The following is a 17880-nucleotide window of genomic DNA, read 5'->3' as shown; positions in this document are numbered from 1 at the left end:
GTTCTTAGTTTTTTAATTTTCAAATATGTTTTTGAGTTTATGTTAATTTTACATGAATATTATATTAAAAAAGGACTTTATATTTTCGATTGGGTAGTTTTTGACTTAACAGACGCTGACAATTATAACAAGGGCGTTTACTTTTCACTCGCTCTAACAATAACTATTTTCCTTTTATTTAATAATGCATTTATTAAAAAAAACAGTGATAATTGGAGATTTAGAGAGATAAACTTTGCATATTTAAAATACTTGTTTATCTCTCTAATTTTAGCACTTGGACTATTTTTTGGTTTTTTTTCAATCTTTAACGGCTTCCACAACCTTATTAATAATGGGGTTGCAGAGTGGATTACAAAAGAAAATGTTTTAGGTATTTTACCCATTAGACTGTCCTCAGTTTTGATAGTATATTATCTGTTAACTTATATATATGCCGAAGTACTAAATAAAAAGCTAAGAAGTTTTCTACTTCTTGCAATTCTTCCAATTCGACAAATTCCATATTATCAATCAAGTATCAATTTTTCTAAAAGAGAAACGTTATTTTTTGCGCAAATTGGATTCTACATCTTGAATATTGCATTAGCTGAATTCTTCATCATAATAGGATTCAAAAATATATACTTAAGTATTTTAAACTTTACAATACTTTTCATTTTGGACGATTTTAAAATCATCAACGACTATTCAAATGGTTTGCAACGTGTATTGCCATGGCACTTTGTAAGAATTTGCATATTTAATTTAACCATGTTGATAGTTGCTATAACATTACTTTTCTCACGAGAATATTATTATATTCTTGGGATTTATTTTATTCTATTCATTATTTTGTTTCGATATTACATAAAAAATGCTGGATCAATTTTAATTAGAAATAACAACTCATGGTAACACTTAGGTTTTATTTATGTTATTAGATTTTAATTAACACCAATACGATGACGAAAGTACCAATGCAATAAAACAGCGGTTAAATTCTAAAAAGCAAATAAGCTAGAATAGTTTACGGTTAGTAACTATGGAGTTATCGTAAAGTTTTGAGAGAGAATCATAAGAAGAATTAGTGTCCTTTTTATTGTGACGTAGCAACAAGGTAGATTTTACAGCAAGATATTTTTTTGTAGTTTAGATCGACTATATTTACAATGAAATTAATTCAAGAATAGAGGTTTTAAGACGAACTGACATGGGCTGATAGCGCAAAAAAACGAACATTTTTGAAATTTAAATAATTAATCCTTTGCATTATTCTCTAAATATTTTTTTACAAAACATAGCTCCAATAGACAACGAATTCAATATATTTCTTTTTGTTATGCTTATTCTGGGAATTATATTTATTTTAATCAGCTTACTAATTGCACTTTTAATAGCAATATTATGCTTATTTGCTATTTTCGGTTTTGTTTTAGTTGGCGCTATATCAACTTCTGTAATTGTCGGAATAAATAAGAAATCATTTACTTCAGGATTTAAGACATTCGTAACCGTATTCTCAACTTTTGCATTTGGAATAATTGGAATTGGTTCGTTTTGGTTTTTAAATAAATTGCTTCATTGGTGGAACGAAACAAAAGCTATAACTATAGGCTTAAGTATCGGTCTCATTAGTGGTTTAATTACCGGACTTATATTGGCATTTGTAATAAAAAAAATGTCAACTTTTTTAAAAGCCAAATTGGAAAGAAAAAGGGGTATTTTTCAACTATAATATTTTCTTTATATTCGATATGGCGAACGAACACCTGAGTGATCGTGAACGAACAAAAAATAAAACTCTAGTTGAATCCTCCGAGGCGGACTAGCTAGAACCATTCACTAGTATGTACTGTGGAGTTTTATGAAAGAATATCAAGAGGATTCAATGTCCACTTTTATTTGGACATATCAACAAGATAGTTTGTATTGCAAAATGTTCCTTTTAAATTAAATCGACTATTTTTACATTAGAATTGGTATAAAAACAGAGGTTTTAAGATAAACAGATGGGATAGCCAACTTTAAAAAACTAAAATACAAAATGGAAGAGCCTAAAAAGATGACTTCAACAATTGTGGAGACAACAACGGGAATTATAATTTTAACTCCAAAACGGAAAAGTTGGGTTTTAATATTTTTCTTATAAATTATAACACTTCAATTTACAAACGGCATTGTTCAATCTTTATTTTTTATTGACGATTTGCCCCTAATAGGTAGATTTGCAATTTTTATTTTATCTTCAATTATAGCTTATTTTTCACTTAAAGAGCTACTGTGGCAATTAAAAGGAGTGCAAGAAATAAATATTAATAATGACGAATTAAAATTAAGTAAATTATCTCCACTTTGCTCAAAAACAAAAACATACAGACTTTCAGAAGTTAAAACTATAGACGTTAAAAACGAAACAGTATCCGAAGGACCAATAGCAATGCTTCAATTATTAAGAATAACTGATAAAACCAAAATTACCTTTTCATATGGCTACAGCACTATCATAGCGACAAGTGGAATTGACCTGACCGAAGCTTTGGAATTAAAAAACTTAATCAAAAACAAAATAGAACTTAATTGACAGAAATAAATACTGCTGCCAACAGTAGATTTCCTATACGTTCTTCGTGAGGAACGAACAATGAAAACGTGTTGAATCCTTTAAGGCAGACAAGCTATAACATTCACTAACAAAAAACAATAGCCGCTTGCAAAAATAGTGAGTTTTAGTCTTAATTTAAAGCTATTTTTGTACTTTCAAAGTCAGTGTTGAACCGAAAGTTTATTTTCTTTAATCTGCTATTTCTCCAAGCAGCAACAAGTAGAATTGCATTAGGGATAGTAGTGAAAATCCTTTTAAAGCCCGTTGCAAAAAGGGCTATAAAAGATTGTAGCGGATAGCCCGACCGATAGTCTCGTTTTTTGGGACGAGACTATCGGGCATGCCCAAAATAAATAACATAAGATGGAACCAAAAACGGAAAAAGAAAAAATGATTGCTGGAGAATACTATTTATCTGGTGATGCTGTGTTGATAAAAGAACGCCGAAGGGCCAAAAATTTATTGCACCGACTAAATGTAACGGAGTACCGCGTGACTAAAAAAGCGCGCGAAATCATTCAGGAATTGATTCCTAATGCGGGTTCTAATTTATATATTGAACCTCCTTTTCATTGTGATTATGGATACAATATAACGTGTGGTGATAACGTATACTTTAACGTAAACTGTGTGGTGCTGGATTGCGCTCCTGTTGTAATAGGTTCGAATGTGTTTTTTGCACCCAATGTACAAGTGTATACCGCCACGCACCCGCTTGATGCTGAACTGCGAAAAACGCTAGAAAATGCTTTGCCAATAAGCATAGGCGATGATTGCTGGATAGGCGGCAATACGGTGATATGTCCTGGTGTGCGTATAGGAAATGGTTGTGTTATAGGTGCTGGATCTGTTGTGACAAAAGATATTCCGGATCACTCATTAGCGGTGGGAAATCCTGCAAAATTGATACGAAAATTAAATGATAAGTAAAAATAAAAAAATACGAATTCTTCAAAATATTTTTTTTGTTATCTTTGTTTCCAAAATTTAAATAAAAAATAATGAAACATCTTAAAACATTTTTAATATTGGCGTTTATTGTTGTTGCAAACTCAGTATCAGCACAATCTACTTTTGATAAATGGCCTGCCATAAAAGAATTTCACGGAGTATTATCAGAGACCTTTCATCCTGCCGAGGAGGGGAAATTGGCTCCTATAAAAGCACGCTCAGCAGAGTTATTAGCAAAAGCTACGAAAGTGCAAAAAACTGATATTCCTGCAGAATTTAGAACAGAAATCATTACTGAATTAGTAAATCGATTACAAGCCAAAAGTAAATCTTTACACCAACTTATATCAAATAAAGGTGCAGATGATGAAATAGTAAAATCAATAACGGGGCTCCACGATATATTTCATGAAATTGTTGGTATCTGCTCTGATCCTGTAAAATAATCCGTAGGCCTAATCATTTGATTAGGCTTTTTTTCTTTCACACATGCTACAACTTCAAAAAATACATCATGTTGCTGTAATTTGCAGTGACTATGTGCAATCCAAACATTTTTACACATCCCTTCTTGGACTCACTGTGGTACAAGAAATCTATCGAGAAGACAGGGAGTCGTACAAACTGGACTTAGCCTTAAACGGAGTTTTTGTACTCGAATTGTTTTCATTTAAAAATCCACCTCAACGACCGTCTCAGCCTGAGGCATCTGGATTACGGCATATTGCCTTTGAAGTAAAAGATATTGAAGCAACACGAGTATATTTTACAATAAAAGGTCTTGAATGCGAAACTATTAGAATAGATCAATACACTTTAAAAAAGTTTTTCTTTCTTTCAGATCCTGACGGTTTACCTTTAGAATTTTATGAGGCTTAACGCTAAAAATTTCAATAGAATTAAAACCAATCCTTAAAACTATAGGTTTTACATGTACTAAAAGTAGTTTTTATCCAAAAAATAAAAGTACCCATCTGGTTGCTTTGGCTACCAAGATAGCAGAGTAAACAAAAATCTTATCAACAAATCGAAAAACTAAAATCGAAAACTGAAATTAAATTTTACCTTTGACCTTTCAATAAAAACAACGATTATGGTTTATAAATTTAGAGTCATTCTAGACGCCGAGGAAGATATCTTTAGAGACATTGCAATACTTGAAGACGATACTTTAGAGGATTTACATAATGCTATTTTCAATTCCTTTGGTTTTGACGGAATGGAAGTAGCTTCTTTTTATACGTGTGATGAAACTTGGAATCAAGAAGAAGAAATTCCGATGTTTGATACCGGCGATGTTCCTGGCGAACAAAAAACCATGAGCGACTACATATTATCGGACATTTTAGATAAAGAAAATACAAAAATCCTATATGTATATGACTTCATTAACATGTGGACATTCCTTGTAGAGCTAGCAGCCATTGAAGATCAAGTGGTAGGAAATACGTATCCTGAAACTATTTTTTCGCATGGAGAAATGCCAGATGAAGCGATGGAAAAAAACTTTGAATCTGACAATGCTGATGATTACAATGATGAATTTGAAGACGGTTTAGATGATGATGACCTAGACATGTTTGAAGGTGATGACAATTTTGAAGATTTTGGTTTTGAAGAGAATTGGAATTAGTTTACAGTAAGGTTCTAAGAATTTAAGGTTCTGAGGTACTAAGTTCTTACATGAATTAAATTTAATATTTTCACACCATGAGCAATTTTAGAAACCTGCTGATTTGGCAAAAATCAATGTCATTAACAACTAAAATTTATAATTCAACCAAGAAATTTCCAAAAGAAGAAATATTTGCATTAACATCACAAATAAGACGAAGCTCAGTTTCAATTCCGAGCAATATTGCAGAAGGGTTTGGAAGAGAGAGTAGTAAAGAATATTTACGTTTCTTAAATATAGCCATTGGATCATTATTTGAATTACAAACCCAAATAGAAATAGCAAAAAACATCGACTATTTAAACGAAGAAGAATTTAATACGATGTACGAAGATAGTCGAGAGATTGAACGAATGCTGGTTTCGTTCATCAATAAAATAAAGAGAGAGATTAAAACCTTAGTAACTCAGCAACTTTTCACTTAGCACCTTAAAGAAAAAAATGATCAACTTATTTAACACCCATATCGAAAATTTATCCATTCATAGAGTGGGTAACAAGAGTAGAAACGAAGCTATTTTTTTATCAGAGCAGCCCTTTAATCTAAATGATGAGATTGTTCCTTTGATGAAAGAATTTTTCTTTAAACCTTTTCGAGAAAAAGAGGAAAATTATTTCCAATTTGCACACGAAATTGACTTAGACTACAATGACATGTTCAAATATGCCACCGAGATATTTGACAATCCGAACAGTGTACACGAGGTTTCAAAAAAAATCACCACGCATTTGTTTGAGCAGTCCAATCATCCACATATTAAAAACGGTGAGGTGTACGTAACTTATTTAACCAATTTAAGCATTGATAATAATGTGGTAGATGCCATTGGTATTTTTAAGAGTGAAATACAAGCCGACTTTTTACAATTTGAAGAGAAAGCTTCTCAACTTGAAATGATTTTACAACAAGGGGTAAGTTTAAACAAACTTGACAAAGGTTGTTTGATTTTTAATTACAAGAAAGAAGAAGGTTATAAAATTCTTACTGTTGATAGCAATCGTTACGATGCAAGATACTGGTTAGAGCATTTTTTATCAGTAGATGCTTTTGAGGACGAGAACTTTATCACTAAAAAATATTTGAAGTTTTGTCAAAATTTTGCTAAAGATGTTGTTTTTCCGGCTGAGGATAAAAAGGAAGAAGTGATGTTCATGAACCGATCTGTAAATTATTTTGCAAAAAACGATCAGTTTGAAGAAACTAACTTTTTGAATGAAGTTTTAGACAATCCAGATTTGATTCCTGAGTTCAAAAACTACAAAAGCGATAAAGGAGAAAAATACAGTATAGAGGATGTTACCTCCTTCCCTATTGCGAATGCAGCGGTGTCTGATGCACGAAAATCAATAAAAAACGTGATCAATTTAGATACGCACATCCAAATCAAAATGGATTTTATTAATCCTGAAAGTGCAGAGAAATTTGTAGAAAAAGGATGGGATGAAGAAAAACAGATGTATTACTATCTTGTTTATTTTAACAAAGAAGAGAAAAGTTAGTAACTCCTAATGCTAGCATAATATAACATTTAAAGGTCCGCCATTACAACCGTAATTGCGGACCTTTTTATTTGCGAAATAAAAGGAAAAAAAACGAGTCTTTGAAACTTACTTTATTCCTAAATTTACTGATTCAAAAATGAGTTCTAAATGTCACACTATTTTTTCAAAGAAACCCCATTCAAAACTCTTATCTCATTTCATAAACTCATTGATGGGCTGGAGGAGATTGCTAATAGTCCTATAGATTACAGAGCTAATTATGCCAAGGCATTGCTACGAGAAATCGAACCCTTTCCCGAGTTTAAAACAGGTATTGAAGATTTTGACATTATTTTTAAAAATAAAGAATTATTAGAAAATATATTAGCTGATTTATTCCCTACAGTTTTAACACACAACGAAATCAAAGCTGTTACCATTCCGTTTCAAAATTTTACATTTAACTATTCCAAGCGGTTTGAAAAAATAATAGAAAACGCAGGCACCCCTTTTGACATGACCATTAGCGATTTTAATGAAGATCAATTTTACGTCATGAGTTGTATTCTAATTTTAAATACGTTTTACAAACAAAATTTTGATTACAATAAGCCTTTGTTTTATGACATTCCAGATAAAAATGGAATTATCAAACATTATCGTATTTTGTATAATGCTGATTTTATGGAAATCATTCCTACAGCAAATGCCCTAACACTCACTGTTAACGAAATAGATTTGTTAATGGATAACTTTGATGATGTGGCACTGTGGAAACAAAAGTTCCCACAAGAAAGTTGGATCCTGAAAGGTTTTGGAATTGTATCTTTATTTGATGCAACAATTGAAAATGCTGTATCAAACTTAAAGAGCAATCTTTTAAAAACAAAATCTGAACCAAATGAAAATCCCGGAGATTTTGAAGGCATCTTTCGTTCAATTTTTAAAATACCCGACTTAAAGGTTGGATTTATCATGTTTGATGAAGAGGAACAAAAATTTGTAAAACCTCCTTATGATGCAACTGGAAGTTTTATACTACAAGATTTACAAGAAGTAGATTGCAATAATTCCCTTTTTGGATGTTCATTAGAAAGTATTCTAAATCAAAACAAACCTTTTATTATTTCTAATGTGGAGCAGTTTGCCCAAGAGAGAGACAATAAAAAACTAGGAATGCATTTATTGTCACTAGAAATCAATAGCTGTATATTAGCTCCAGTTATAAAAAACGGAAAATTATTAGGTATTATTGAGCTTGTATCTAGTAAATCTAGAGCGTTAAACAGCATTAATGTCAATAATTTAGATATGATTTTACCCTATGTTATTGATACCTTAGAACGGTATAATAATGATATGCAAAATCAAATAGAAGCCATCATTCAGCGGGAATACACTGCAATTCACCCAAGTGTGTACTGGAAATTCAAAAAAGAAGCAGTTACTTATTTCAAAACACAAACTAAAGATTACAATTTTAAAGAAATTGTTTTTAAAGAAGTCTATCCTTTGTATGGACAAATTGATATCAAGGGATCCTCAAATCACAGAAATGAAACCGTAAAAGAAGATTTGAAGAATCAATTAAGCTCTTTAATTCAAATTTTTGAAAATCAAAGATTCAACACCAATTTAGTATTGTCTGAGCAGCGCACTTTTGAATTACAAACCTTGCTTACGCAACTAGATTCACCCTTAAAAGCTGATACAGAACAACAAATACAACTGTATATAGAAAATGAAATTCATCCTATTTTAAAGAATACTATACAAGCTAATGATGACAACACTTTAGAAAATAAATACTTTAATAGCCTAGATCATAAAACAGGAATGTTTTATCATGCCAGGAAAAAATTTGATCATGCACTATCTATAATCAATAAAAAACTAGCTTCTATCCTTGACAAAAAACAAACTGAAGCACAAGAAATTTATCCTCACTATTACGAACGTTTTAAAACTGATGGCGTAGAACACAACTTATACATAGGCGCTACCATTGCACCAAACAAAACTTTTGATACCTTGTATTTGCACAATTTAAGGTTGTGGCAATTGCAAACTTTATGTGAAATGGAAAAAGAGCACCATCAATTGAAATATTCACTGCCTTATGAACTAGATGTAACATCGCTAATTCTAGTTTTTAGCTCTCCTATTTCAATTCGATTTAGAATGGACGAAAAACGTTTTGATGTAGACGGCACCTATAATGCGCGCTATGAAGTAGTTAAAAAACGCATAGATAAAGCCCATATAAAAGGAACCTCTGAACGAATTACCGAAAAAGAGAAAATAACTATCGTATACTCACACAATAACGAAGAAACAGAATATCTCAACTACATCAAGTTTTTGCAATTCAAAAAAATACTTGAGCCCGGTATCGAACAATTTGAAGTCGAAGAGCTGCAAGGTGTATCTGGACTAAGAGCAATTCGTGTGAAAGTAAGCAATACGAGCCAAAACCTAGTTGATTCTAATTATGACTTTTATGAAAATAATCTAGATAAAGGGAATTAATGTTACCCCATTTTAAATGCAATTACAAATGAAATTACAGAAATTATTATTCCAATCATAAAAAAATTGTATGTTAACCTAAGCAAGCGGTATTTTTTTTCAAGCACTACCCCTAAGTAATATAAATCTTTAATCATTGAATTGTACAAATACTCTTTGTCTTTCATCATTTCATTCATAGCCCATTGGTATTCCTCCAAAGGCATTTTATAAAAATTACCAAAAAAAAGTAAATTCACTTTTTGATTTTCAATGTCTTGACGCGAAAAAACACCTTTTGTTACTTTGGGCCTAGTGGATAAAATGGCAAAAATTATAGTTGTTACACTTGACATGAGCATGATAAAGGTAGGTATCATGAGATGTACATTTTTAGGACTATCCAATTTGGGAATTAAAATGGATAAAGCAATAGATATAATAATTGCATTTACAGATAATAATATATTGGCTTTACTATCAGCAATACCGCTCAAAGTAGTGTGATTATTGAGGGTAACCCTAAAAAGTGTATCAACGGCACGGTCTTGTTTATCTTCCTTTTCTTTTTTATTTGGAACAAATTCTAAATCTTTGGCCTTGGACAATCCCATTTTTTTAATTTTCTTTTGAAGTTTTTTACTATTTTTTTCTTTTAGTGGTTGCCAATGTTTGAGGGCATAATCTGTGTAATAACGATGCGTATTGGAAAGGAAATCTATATTTTCGAGAATCCAATCTTTATCTGAGTATTTTTTTTGATCCAAACACGCCCATTCTTCTCGTAAATCATTGCAAGTAGTAGCATAATTAGGGGCTGAAAGGTGAAAACAATCGCCATCTTTCATGATTTTTTCTAAAAGTGTTTGAGGTTCATACCCAAATTCAGTAGCCATTATTAGTATGGCCACCTGATCTATAAAATCAGATGACTTTTCCTTATCTGATAGAAAATCACGCATTAGAGAAACACTTACTTCTTCATGATGATCATAACAATTTGTATATCCCGTATCATGAAACCAAGCTGCAATTTGTAAAATTTCAAATTCATACTGGGTCACATTTTCTTCATTAGAAAGCAATTCTACTGCAGTAACTACCTGAATAGTATGCTGTAAATTATGATAGGTAAATGAGTTAGAAAGTTTATCTTTGAAGAGTTTTTCAACGTGATCCTTGGCTTGTTCTATTAAATTCATGGACATATTTTTACACCACTAAATTATGAAATTATTTTCGGATAAATCTTCTAATCCTTTTTATATAACTGGAATTTCAATTCTGTTTGTTTTTTGTCTTTTTTCATCTTGTGCAACACATCATGCACAATATGGGAAAAATGCAAAAAACCTAACTCAGAACGCAACAGATAACCTAAAAATTGCACATACTTTTTATTTAATTGGTGATGCAGGAAACGCAAATGAACCAAAGGCGAAAGAAACGTTGAACTTGCTTGAAGAGCAATTAAAAAAAGCAAATACTAACAGCACATTACTTTATTTAGGAGATAATATTTACCCAAAAGGACTTCCAGACACCAATCCGGCAAATGAACGCTTAACAGCCGAGGAGAAACTCCTAAATCAGCTAAAACTATCTCAAAACTTTAAAGGAAAAACTATTTTTATACCAGGAAATCATGACTGGTACAGTGGCCTGAAAGGGTTAGAACTTCAAGGTCAATTTGTTACGAATTATTTGAAAGAAAAAAAATCATTTATGCCAAGCAATGGTTGCGGTATTGAGGAACTAGAAATCAATAAAAACCTCATTTTAATTGCAATTGACAGCCAATGGTTTCTAGAAAACTGGGACAAAAGCCCCACTATAAATGAGGACTGTAACATTAAAACAAGGGAAGCTTTTTTTGTTGAACTTGAAAATGTATTGTCAAAAAATCAAGAAAAAACCGTAATTATAGCAATGCATCATCCATTAATGAGTAACGGTTCTCATGGTGGACAATTTTCACTAGAAAAACAACTTTTCCCATTAGAGCAAAAAATTCCATTGCCAATAGTAGGATCACTGATCAATTTAGTTCGAAAAACATCTGGCATAAGTCCGCAAGATATTCAAAACAAGCAGTATGACCTGTTTATCAAACGTGTTAAAACATTGCTTCAAAACCATGAAAATTTAATAGTAGTTTCTGGTCATGATCACAATTTACAATATATAGAAAGAGATAATATCAAACAAATTATTAGCGGTGCAGGATCTAAATCTGAGGCAGCAAGGGCAATTTTAGATGGAGATTTTTCGTATGGTAAAAATGGATTTGCAAAGTTAATTGTTTTTGAAAATGGGCTTTCAAAAGTGATGTACTTTGGCAAAGAAAAAGAGTCCCTCATTCATGAAAAAATAGTGTTACAAGAAAAAAAAGATTATGATGTTAAAGGTTTTCCAAAATCGTTCCCGTCTACAACCAACACTAGTATTTATAGTCCTGAACAAACAAAAAAATCTGGGTTTTATAAGTTCTTTTTCGGTAATCACTACCGCAATTATTACAGCAAACTCATCAGCGTTCCTGTAGCAACTATAGATACACTTTTAGGAGGATTACAACCCAAACGTGCTGGAGGTGGACATCAATCTAACTCCCTTCAACTTTTTGATTCTAATGGAAAAGAGTATGTGATGCGCAGTTTAAAAAAGAGTCCTACTCGATTTTTACAAGCGGTAGCGTTCAAAAAACAATTCATACAAGATGAATTTGAGGACACCTATGCCGAAAATTTACTTTCAGATTTTTACACCACAGCACATCCGTATACCCCTTTAGCAGTAGGTAACTTGGCCTCAAAAATAGGTGTTGCACATACTAATCCCGTTTTATACTATATCCCTAAACACACAGCGCTTCAAAATTTTAATAGTACTTATGGCAATGAACTATATATGGTAGAAGAACGCGCAACTACAAATCAAATTGGCACTTCTAGTTTTGGAACACCACTTGCCATAGTTAGCACAGAGGATGTTTTAAAAAACATGCGCAAGGATGAAAAATACGCGGTAGATGAAAGTGAATATATCAAAGCTAGATTATTTGATATGCTAATAGGAGATTGGGATAGGCATGAAGATCAATGGCGCTGGGGCGAATATCACGAAAATGATAAAATTATATACAAACCGATTCCCCGTGATAGAGATCAGGCATTCAGTAAATATGATGGTGCATTGGTATATGTGTTAATGAAAAACGTACAACTAAGACACATGCAGTCGTTTAAAGATAATTTAAAAAATGTAAAACTAATGAATAGAGAGGCTTATCCACTGGATTTGGCCTTCTTAAAAAAAACTACTAAAGATGAATGGATAAAACAAGCTAAATACATTCAAGAAAACTTGGCAGATAGTGCTATAGATGAAGCCTTTAAAGTACTACCAAAAGAAGTTTTAGATTATACAATTACAGACATACAACAAAAATTAAAAACAAGAAAAAAAGATCTTAAAACTGTAGCTTCTACGTATTATGATGTATTACAACATACTGTATTACTGGTTGGTACTGATAAAAAAGATAAATTTGCAGTTCTAAATGAAGAAAAAAACAAATTAACGATTCAAGTATTTCGAGTAAAGAAAACGGGCGAAGAACTGCAGTATTCCAGAAATTTTACTGCCAATAAAACCAAAAAAATATGGATTTATGGCTTAGATGATGACGATGAATTCATAGTAAAAGGAAACTCAAATTCAGGAATTAAAATAAGATTAATAGGGGGGCAAAATGAAGACTTGTACACTATTGAAAACGGCAAACAAGTAAAAATTCATGATTTTAAATCCCGTACCAATACGTACACTCTTGATTCAAAAACAAAGTTAAGGTTGATGGACGATTACGACAATAGCTTTTACGATTATAAAAAACCAAAATACAATTATTTTACTGGCTTACCCAACATTGGGTTTAACCCTGATGATGGTATAAAAATAGGAATAGTAGCAGGCTACATTGTAAATGATTACAAGCAAAATCCTTTTACTCATAAACATTCTTTAAAAACCAATTATTATTTTGCAACAAGTGGGTATGAGGCTATTTATAATGGAAAATTCCCGAAACTTTTTGGCAAATGGGATGCTGATCTTGAAGCCCGTTTTACAAGCCCTAACTTTACCATCAATTATTTTGGGTATGGTAATGAAACCCAAAATGATTCGGAGTTATTTGACATGGATTACAACCGTGTTCGAATTCGAATGATAAAAGTGATGCCATCTATTAAAAAAATTGGTCTTAACGGTAGCAAGTTTCAGATACAATCTAGTTATGAAAGAATTACAGTAGAGGAAACTACCAATAGATTTGTTGATAAATCTCTAGGAATAAACCCGAAAGTTTTTGAAAATCAACATTTTGCAGGAGCAAGTGTAAAATACAGTTATGAAAATTATGATATCCCAGCATTTCCATCGATGGGAATGGGGATTAGTTTTACAGGAAGCTGGAAAATGAATCTAGAATATTTAAAAAGAAATTTTCCTACTTTAGAAAGCAAAATAAACTTTAATCATAAAATAGATGCTAAAGGTAAACTAGTTCTTGCCACAATCCTTCGAGGAAAAGCAGTACTGAATAATAATTTCGAATTTTATCAAGGCTCAACTTTAGGAGGTGATTATGATTTAAGAGGCTTTAGAAATGAACGTTTCTTGGGGAATCAATCTTTTTATCACAGTAGTGATATCCGTTTGAATCTTGGTAAAATAAAAAGAAGCGTTATCCCAATGACTTTTGGTATTTTAGGTGGTTATGATTACGGACGCGTTTGGCTAAAAGGAGAAAACTCTGAAAAATGGAATCAATCCATTGGCGGAGGTATTTGGCTTAACGGTCTCAATGCACTTACAGCGCGCATCACTTATTTTAAAAGTGCAAGCGAGGAAGCTCGTATTGCCTTTGGTTTAGGATTTGGTTTTTAGTTGTGTTAAAGTAGTTTTGTAAACCTTACCGCCATCACTCCCGTATTTTTCATCAGCAAGTAGTATTTTGTCATTGTCTATAAATGTGGCTGCTTCTTTTTGAGAAAAATGGTTTAATTCTAGAACTGTTTGGGTACCGCTCAAGAAATCATCGCCTTTAAAGTTTTCGAAAAGAATAATTTTATCATGCGTAAGCAAAGCTACCTTTGACTGATCAGGATTTATAATAGCACTCGTTATAGCACATGACTTATAGGTGTCACAGGTTTTAAAACTACCCAATAAAATCGCTGTATGATTTCCGGCTTGATTCGGTATTTTATAAATTAATGACGTACCATCAAATCCTTTGCTTCTGTTTTTGGTAAACAAATAAAAATTGTTATTCATCTCAAAAAAACCTTCAACATCATACAATAACTCTTTTTTATTGGGAGGAAATTGTTTTTGTTCAGGATATGAAAATGATATTTTTGAAACGGTTGTTGCAAAAGCATTCAATAAAGAATTTTTGTCTACTTTATATATACATAAATCATTGCGTTCATTGTCATTATTACCAAAATCACCGAGATATAAATTTCCGTTTTTATCCATTGTAACATCTTCCCAATCTGTGTTTTGAGCATCAGTTATGGATATTGTTTTTGTGATTTTACCTGTAGAGTTAATTTTATATAATGCGCTAGCATTGCCGCTATCCTCAATTGCCCATACGGACTCATCTTGCGGTGTATAAATGATCCCTGAAACTTCTTTGAGTTTCTTTGGTAAAGAATACAATTCTGTTATGGTAGATGATGGTTGCTCACAAGAAGCCAATAAAAGACTTATAAAAATATATTTTTTCATACTATATAAATTTGATAATCCATAAAAATCAATTCAAATATAACCAATACGCTTTACTTAACAATTACTTTTTTAAAACCGTACTGTTTTTATAATTCCTTGTGATAAACTCAAAGGCTGCAACCATAATACTTCCCATTGATTTTGCTTTTTTAAAATTGAGATCTTTTGTGTACCTGTACAACTCCATTTTTAATTGTTCCAAATGCATTTCTGTTGAAAGCGTATCCGCACTCATAATTTCTAGTAACCTATTAATGCGGTTTTCTGAAGATAATATTCTTTTGGCAAGAACTGCACGTTCTTCATCTTTGTATTGCTCAATGGAGCTGGTTTGAAGTTTTTCTTTAACCAGTTTAACCATGGGGTAATTTTCTTTAAAAAACTGAGGTCTGTACACTTTAAAATTCCCCTCATAACACTGTTGATCAAAATCTATAGCCCGTATTTTATAGACTACGTGATCAAAATCATGTATGGGAACAATAACATAGTTATAGGCGCGCATATCCCCCAATAATCGAATCATGCATCGCTCATTAAACTTTACAAACTCTTTGGCTATTTGAGCCTTTTCCGTCTCAGTGCAATCTGAAAGTAAGGTTTTGATAAATACATCACCTGGAATTCCCATAATATGTTCCTCAATAAGAGTATCATTGTACACCAAGAAATTAATTTTATCTGGTGAAAGAATATGTTCTAGTTCCAACCCATAAACTCGAGAAGCATCTGCTTTTTTTACATAAAAGTGAGTGTAATTGTCATTTAATATGTTCCTAACCTTGATTCGAAATGGTTTAGAATTTCCAAAAGTGCAATAATCAATAGAGTCAATATTCAAAAATTTGAGTATTCCTAAATTTCCATCAGAGTGTAGTAAGGAATAAATCTTTTTTAAATTTAAGTCAATTTCATCTCGCTCAAACTCATTATAATATACTCTTATCCACAACGTATCTTGGTCATTTTTATCATATACGGTCACAGAGCCTGTAAAACGTAATAGATCATCATAAAATACAGTAACTTTTGAAACCCTATCAAATCGTTCTAAATATTCCTGTAAATAATTATTTACAGGATAAGACGGTTTTTTAAAAACCATTATAGGATCACTCATAGGGTATTTTTTTTCAAAAATACAATAAAAATATATCTGAAGAATTTAATTCTTGTCGAATACCTGGCAATTAAAAGTCTAAAACCTCTTTAAAATTATTTTAATGATTTGATCACGAATCATCTTTTTTTAACTAAAAAGCTAAATTTCAATATCCTGATAAACAGAAAATAATTACAAATTATAAATTTTAAAAGTAAAAAATGAGAATATAAACTATATATTTGATACTGTTGTAAATTCATATAAAAGTGGGTGTGATTTTTAGTTAAAGCGATTCCTTGAGCTAAATTAAAAATGCTGTTAGAAATTTATCTTTAAAATAAAATATTGAACCTATTTTTCAACTCACCACTAGTTTAGTATCTAATTTAAAATTGAAACAGTTATGAGCAATGAATTAACTTACCTTATTGATGATGATTCTTTAACGCTTCGGTTAACCACAATGCTTGCTACCCGTATACGTTTTTGTAATTCATTACAATCTTTTTCGAATGCTAAAATTGCTCTTGAATTATTACAACAAAATACTACAAATCATCATGAATTACCTGATTGTATATTGCTAGATCTCAATATGCCGATCATGAACGGCTGGGAATTTCTAGATGCACTGAAACAATCAAACTTACAAAAAGATATTTTTGTCTTCATTATGACTTCCTCAATTGAATCTGCCGATATCGAAAAAGCAAAAAAATACTCTTGTGTTAAAGATTACATTGAAAAACCTATTAGTATTGAAAAACTAGAAACAATAAAACATTTTATGCGTATTTCAAAGTAAACCTTAAAAGTCGTAACAAAATCATTTTTCCAACGTCAAACTGATAAATCAAAAAATCTTGACACTTGGAAACCATTCTAACAATACAAAATCTAAATAAGCGTTACGGCGCAGTTCAAGCCTTGAAAGATGTATCATTTGTCATTCAAAAAGGAAATGTTTACGGAATTCTAGGGCCTAATGGTAGCGGAAAATCAACTACTCTGGGAATTGTACTCAATGTTGTTAACAAAACTTCTGGCTCTTACAGCTGGTTTGGTGGTACGATACAAACTCACGATGCACTAAAAAAAGTAGGTGCTATTATTGAAAGACCTAATTTTTATCCCTACATGACTGCCAAGGAGAATCTGGAGCTAGTGTGTCAAATAAAAGGTATTAATTATACCAAAGTAAGTGAAAAACTAGAATTAGTAGGCTTAACAGACAGACAAAACAGTAAGTTTAGAACCTTTTCACTTGGTATGAAACAGCGTTTGGCTATAGCATCAGCATTATTAAACGATCCTGAAATTTTAATACTTGATGAACCTACAAACGGATTAGACCCACAAGGAATACATCAAATTAGAGATATTATAAAAATCATCGCCGCACAAGGAACTACAATACTCCTTGCTTCTCATTTACTAGACGAAGTTGAAAAAGTATGTACGCATGTTTTGGTATTACAAAAAGGAAAAATACTATATACAGGACTGGTTGATGGGATGTCCTCTAACGAAGGTTTTTTTGAGTTGCAAGCTGATAATATGCAAGAACTTGTTGATCTTGTAACAATGCATCCTGCAGTAAAAAACGTAGTAAAAACAAATGATAAAGTAATTGTTTATCTACAAAAAGAACTTGATGCCAAAGACCTCAATCAATTTCTTTTTAATAAAAATATTATTCTGAATCATCTTGTAAAACGAAGACACAGTCTTGAAGAACAGTTCTTAGAACTTACAAACAAATAAGTC

At 31.6% G+C, this 17880-nt stretch carries 16 protein-coding genes; 13 read left to right on the top strand and 3 right to left on the bottom strand.

All coding sequences use genetic code 11. The features are described from left to right. Positions 1-39 precede the first annotated feature (39 nt). The 10 genes from AC061E_RS10660 to AC061E_RS10615 all read left to right on the top strand — a co-directional run bounded on the left by AC061E_RS10660 (position 40) and on the right by AC061E_RS10615 (position 9221). The gene (locus AC061E_RS10660; RefSeq protein ID WP_478286233.1) at positions 40-897 is read left to right on the top strand and encodes a hypothetical protein; all 858 of its coding nucleotides are present in this window, start codon (positions 40-42) and stop codon (positions 895-897) included. A 424-nt stretch (positions 898-1321) separates the two neighbouring features. Beyond that, entirely contained in the window at positions 1322-1717 is a 396-nt protein-coding gene (locus AC061E_RS10655) for a hypothetical protein (RefSeq protein WP_478286232.1), read from the top strand. Positions 1718-2278: 561 nt separating this feature from the next. Further along, positions 2279-2563, top strand: a complete 285-nt coding sequence (locus tag AC061E_RS10650) for a hypothetical protein (RefSeq protein WP_478286231.1) — start codon at positions 2279-2281, stop codon at positions 2561-2563. A gap of 384 nt (positions 2564-2947) precedes the next feature. Further along, positions 2948-3514 carry a sugar O-acetyltransferase gene (locus tag AC061E_RS10645; RefSeq protein ID WP_478286230.1) on the top strand — a complete coding sequence of 189 codons (567 nt, stop codon included), beginning with the start codon at positions 2948-2950 and terminating at the stop codon, positions 3512-3514. A gap of 71 nt (positions 3515-3585) precedes the next feature. Beyond that, positions 3586-3981 carry a hypothetical protein gene (locus AC061E_RS10640; RefSeq protein ID WP_478286229.1) on the top strand — a complete coding sequence of 132 codons (396 nt, stop codon included), beginning with the start codon at positions 3586-3588 and terminating at the stop codon, positions 3979-3981. A gap of 43 nt (positions 3982-4024) precedes the next feature. Beyond that, positions 4025-4414: an SMU1112c/YaeR family gloxylase I-like metalloprotein gene (gloA2, locus tag AC061E_RS10635; RefSeq protein WP_478286228.1), complete on the top strand. Its 390-nt coding sequence runs from the start codon at positions 4025-4027 to the stop codon at positions 4412-4414. A gap of 214 nt (positions 4415-4628) precedes the next feature. Then, positions 4629-5168 (top strand): IS1096 element passenger TnpR family protein, encoded by a 540-nt coding sequence (locus tag AC061E_RS10630; protein ID WP_478286227.1) that lies wholly within the window; start codon positions 4629-4631, stop codon positions 5166-5168. 77 nt (positions 5169-5245) lie between these two features. Further along, positions 5246-5635, top strand: coding sequence for a four helix bundle protein (locus tag AC061E_RS10625; protein ID WP_478286226.1), 390 nt, complete (start codon positions 5246-5248; stop codon positions 5633-5635). A 16-nt stretch (positions 5636-5651) separates the two neighbouring features. Continuing rightward, positions 5652-6710 (top strand): nucleoid-associated protein, encoded by a 1059-nt coding sequence (locus tag AC061E_RS10620; protein WP_478286225.1) that lies wholly within the window; start codon positions 5652-5654, stop codon positions 6708-6710. A 150-nt stretch (positions 6711-6860) separates the two neighbouring features. Further along, entirely contained in the window at positions 6861-9221 is a 2361-nt protein-coding gene (locus tag AC061E_RS10615; protein WP_478286224.1) for a GAF domain-containing protein, read from the top strand. A 2-nt stretch (positions 9222-9223) separates the two neighbouring features. Here AC061E_RS10615 and AC061E_RS10610 read toward each other — a convergent pair whose 3' ends face one another. Next, positions 9224-10402 (bottom strand): Pycsar system effector family protein, encoded by a 1179-nt coding sequence (locus AC061E_RS10610; RefSeq protein WP_478286223.1) that lies wholly within the window; start codon positions 10400-10402, stop codon positions 9224-9226. A gap of 25 nt (positions 10403-10427) precedes the next feature. On the opposite strand from AC061E_RS10610, the gene AC061E_RS10605 reads away from it, so the two are divergent. Then, a complete protein-coding gene (locus tag AC061E_RS10605; RefSeq protein WP_478286222.1) occupies positions 10428-14153 on the top strand; it encodes a metallophosphoesterase in 3726 nt (1241 codons plus the stop codon). Here the strand turns inward: AC061E_RS10605 and AC061E_RS10600 are convergent. Together AC061E_RS10600 and AC061E_RS10595 are read right to left on the bottom strand one after the other, a co-directional pair. Then, positions 14136-15005 carry an SdiA-regulated domain-containing protein gene (locus AC061E_RS10600; RefSeq protein ID WP_478286221.1) on the bottom strand — a complete coding sequence of 290 codons (870 nt, stop codon included), beginning with the start codon at positions 15003-15005 and terminating at the stop codon, positions 14136-14138. The two genes, AC061E_RS10605 and AC061E_RS10600, sit on opposite strands and share 18 nt — an antisense overlap. Before the next feature lie 64 nt (positions 15006-15069). Further along, positions 15070-16128, bottom strand: a complete 1059-nt coding sequence (locus tag AC061E_RS10595) for a hypothetical protein (protein ID WP_478286220.1) — start codon at positions 16126-16128, stop codon at positions 15070-15072. A gap of 388 nt (positions 16129-16516) precedes the next feature. Here AC061E_RS10595 and AC061E_RS10590 point away from each other — a divergent pair, with 388 nt between their 5' ends. Both AC061E_RS10590 and AC061E_RS10585 read left to right on the top strand, forming a co-directional pair. Then, entirely contained in the window at positions 16517-16918 is a 402-nt protein-coding gene (locus AC061E_RS10590) for a response regulator (protein ID WP_478286219.1), read from the top strand. Between the two features lie 65 nt (positions 16919-16983). Beyond that, positions 16984-17877: an ABC transporter ATP-binding protein gene (locus AC061E_RS10585; RefSeq protein ID WP_478286218.1), complete on the top strand. Its 894-nt coding sequence runs from the start codon at positions 16984-16986 to the stop codon at positions 17875-17877. Positions 17878-17880: the final 3 nt, after the last annotated feature.

The sequence above is a fragment of the Flavobacterium sp. GNP011 genome (assembly GCF_056428925.1).
Note: the sequence above shows the minus strand (reverse complement) of the source record. Positions and strands in the feature narration are given on the sequence as shown.

Coding starts and splice junctions, on each gene's coding strand:
- AC061E_RS10605 (WP_478286222.1), top strand. CDS start 10,428: ATGAAATTATTTTCGGATAAATCTTCTAATCCTTTTTATATAACTGGA.
- AC061E_RS10645 (WP_478286230.1), top strand. CDS start 2,948: ATGGAACCAAAAACGGAAAAAGAAAAAATGATTGCTGGAGAATACTAT.
- AC061E_RS10625 (WP_478286226.1), top strand. CDS start 5,246: ATGAGCAATTTTAGAAACCTGCTGATTTGGCAAAAATCAATGTCATTA.
- AC061E_RS10630 (WP_478286227.1), top strand. CDS start 4,629: ATGGTTTATAAATTTAGAGTCATTCTAGACGCCGAGGAAGATATCTTT.
- AC061E_RS10610 (WP_478286223.1), bottom strand. CDS start 10,402: ATGAATTTAATAGAACAAGCCAAGGATCACGTTGAAAAACTCTTCAAA.
- AC061E_RS10655 (WP_478286232.1), top strand. CDS start 1,322: ATGCTTATTCTGGGAATTATATTTATTTTAATCAGCTTACTAATTGCA.
- AC061E_RS10600 (WP_478286221.1), bottom strand. CDS start 15,005: ATGAAAAAATATATTTTTATAAGTCTTTTATTGGCTTCTTGTGAGCAA.
- AC061E_RS10590 (WP_478286219.1), top strand. CDS start 16,517: ATGAGCAATGAATTAACTTACCTTATTGATGATGATTCTTTAACGCTT.
- AC061E_RS10660 (WP_478286233.1), top strand. CDS start 40: ATGTTAATTTTACATGAATATTATATTAAAAAAGGACTTTATATTTTC.
- AC061E_RS10620 (WP_478286225.1), top strand. CDS start 5,652: ATGATCAACTTATTTAACACCCATATCGAAAATTTATCCATTCATAGA.
- AC061E_RS10595 (WP_478286220.1), bottom strand. CDS start 16,128: ATGAGTGATCCTATAATGGTTTTTAAAAAACCGTCTTATCCTGTAAAT.
- gloA2 (WP_478286228.1), top strand. CDS start 4,025: ATGCTACAACTTCAAAAAATACATCATGTTGCTGTAATTTGCAGTGAC.
- AC061E_RS10640 (WP_478286229.1), top strand. CDS start 3,586: ATGAAACATCTTAAAACATTTTTAATATTGGCGTTTATTGTTGTTGCA.
- AC061E_RS10615 (WP_478286224.1), top strand. CDS start 6,861: ATGTCACACTATTTTTTCAAAGAAACCCCATTCAAAACTCTTATCTCA.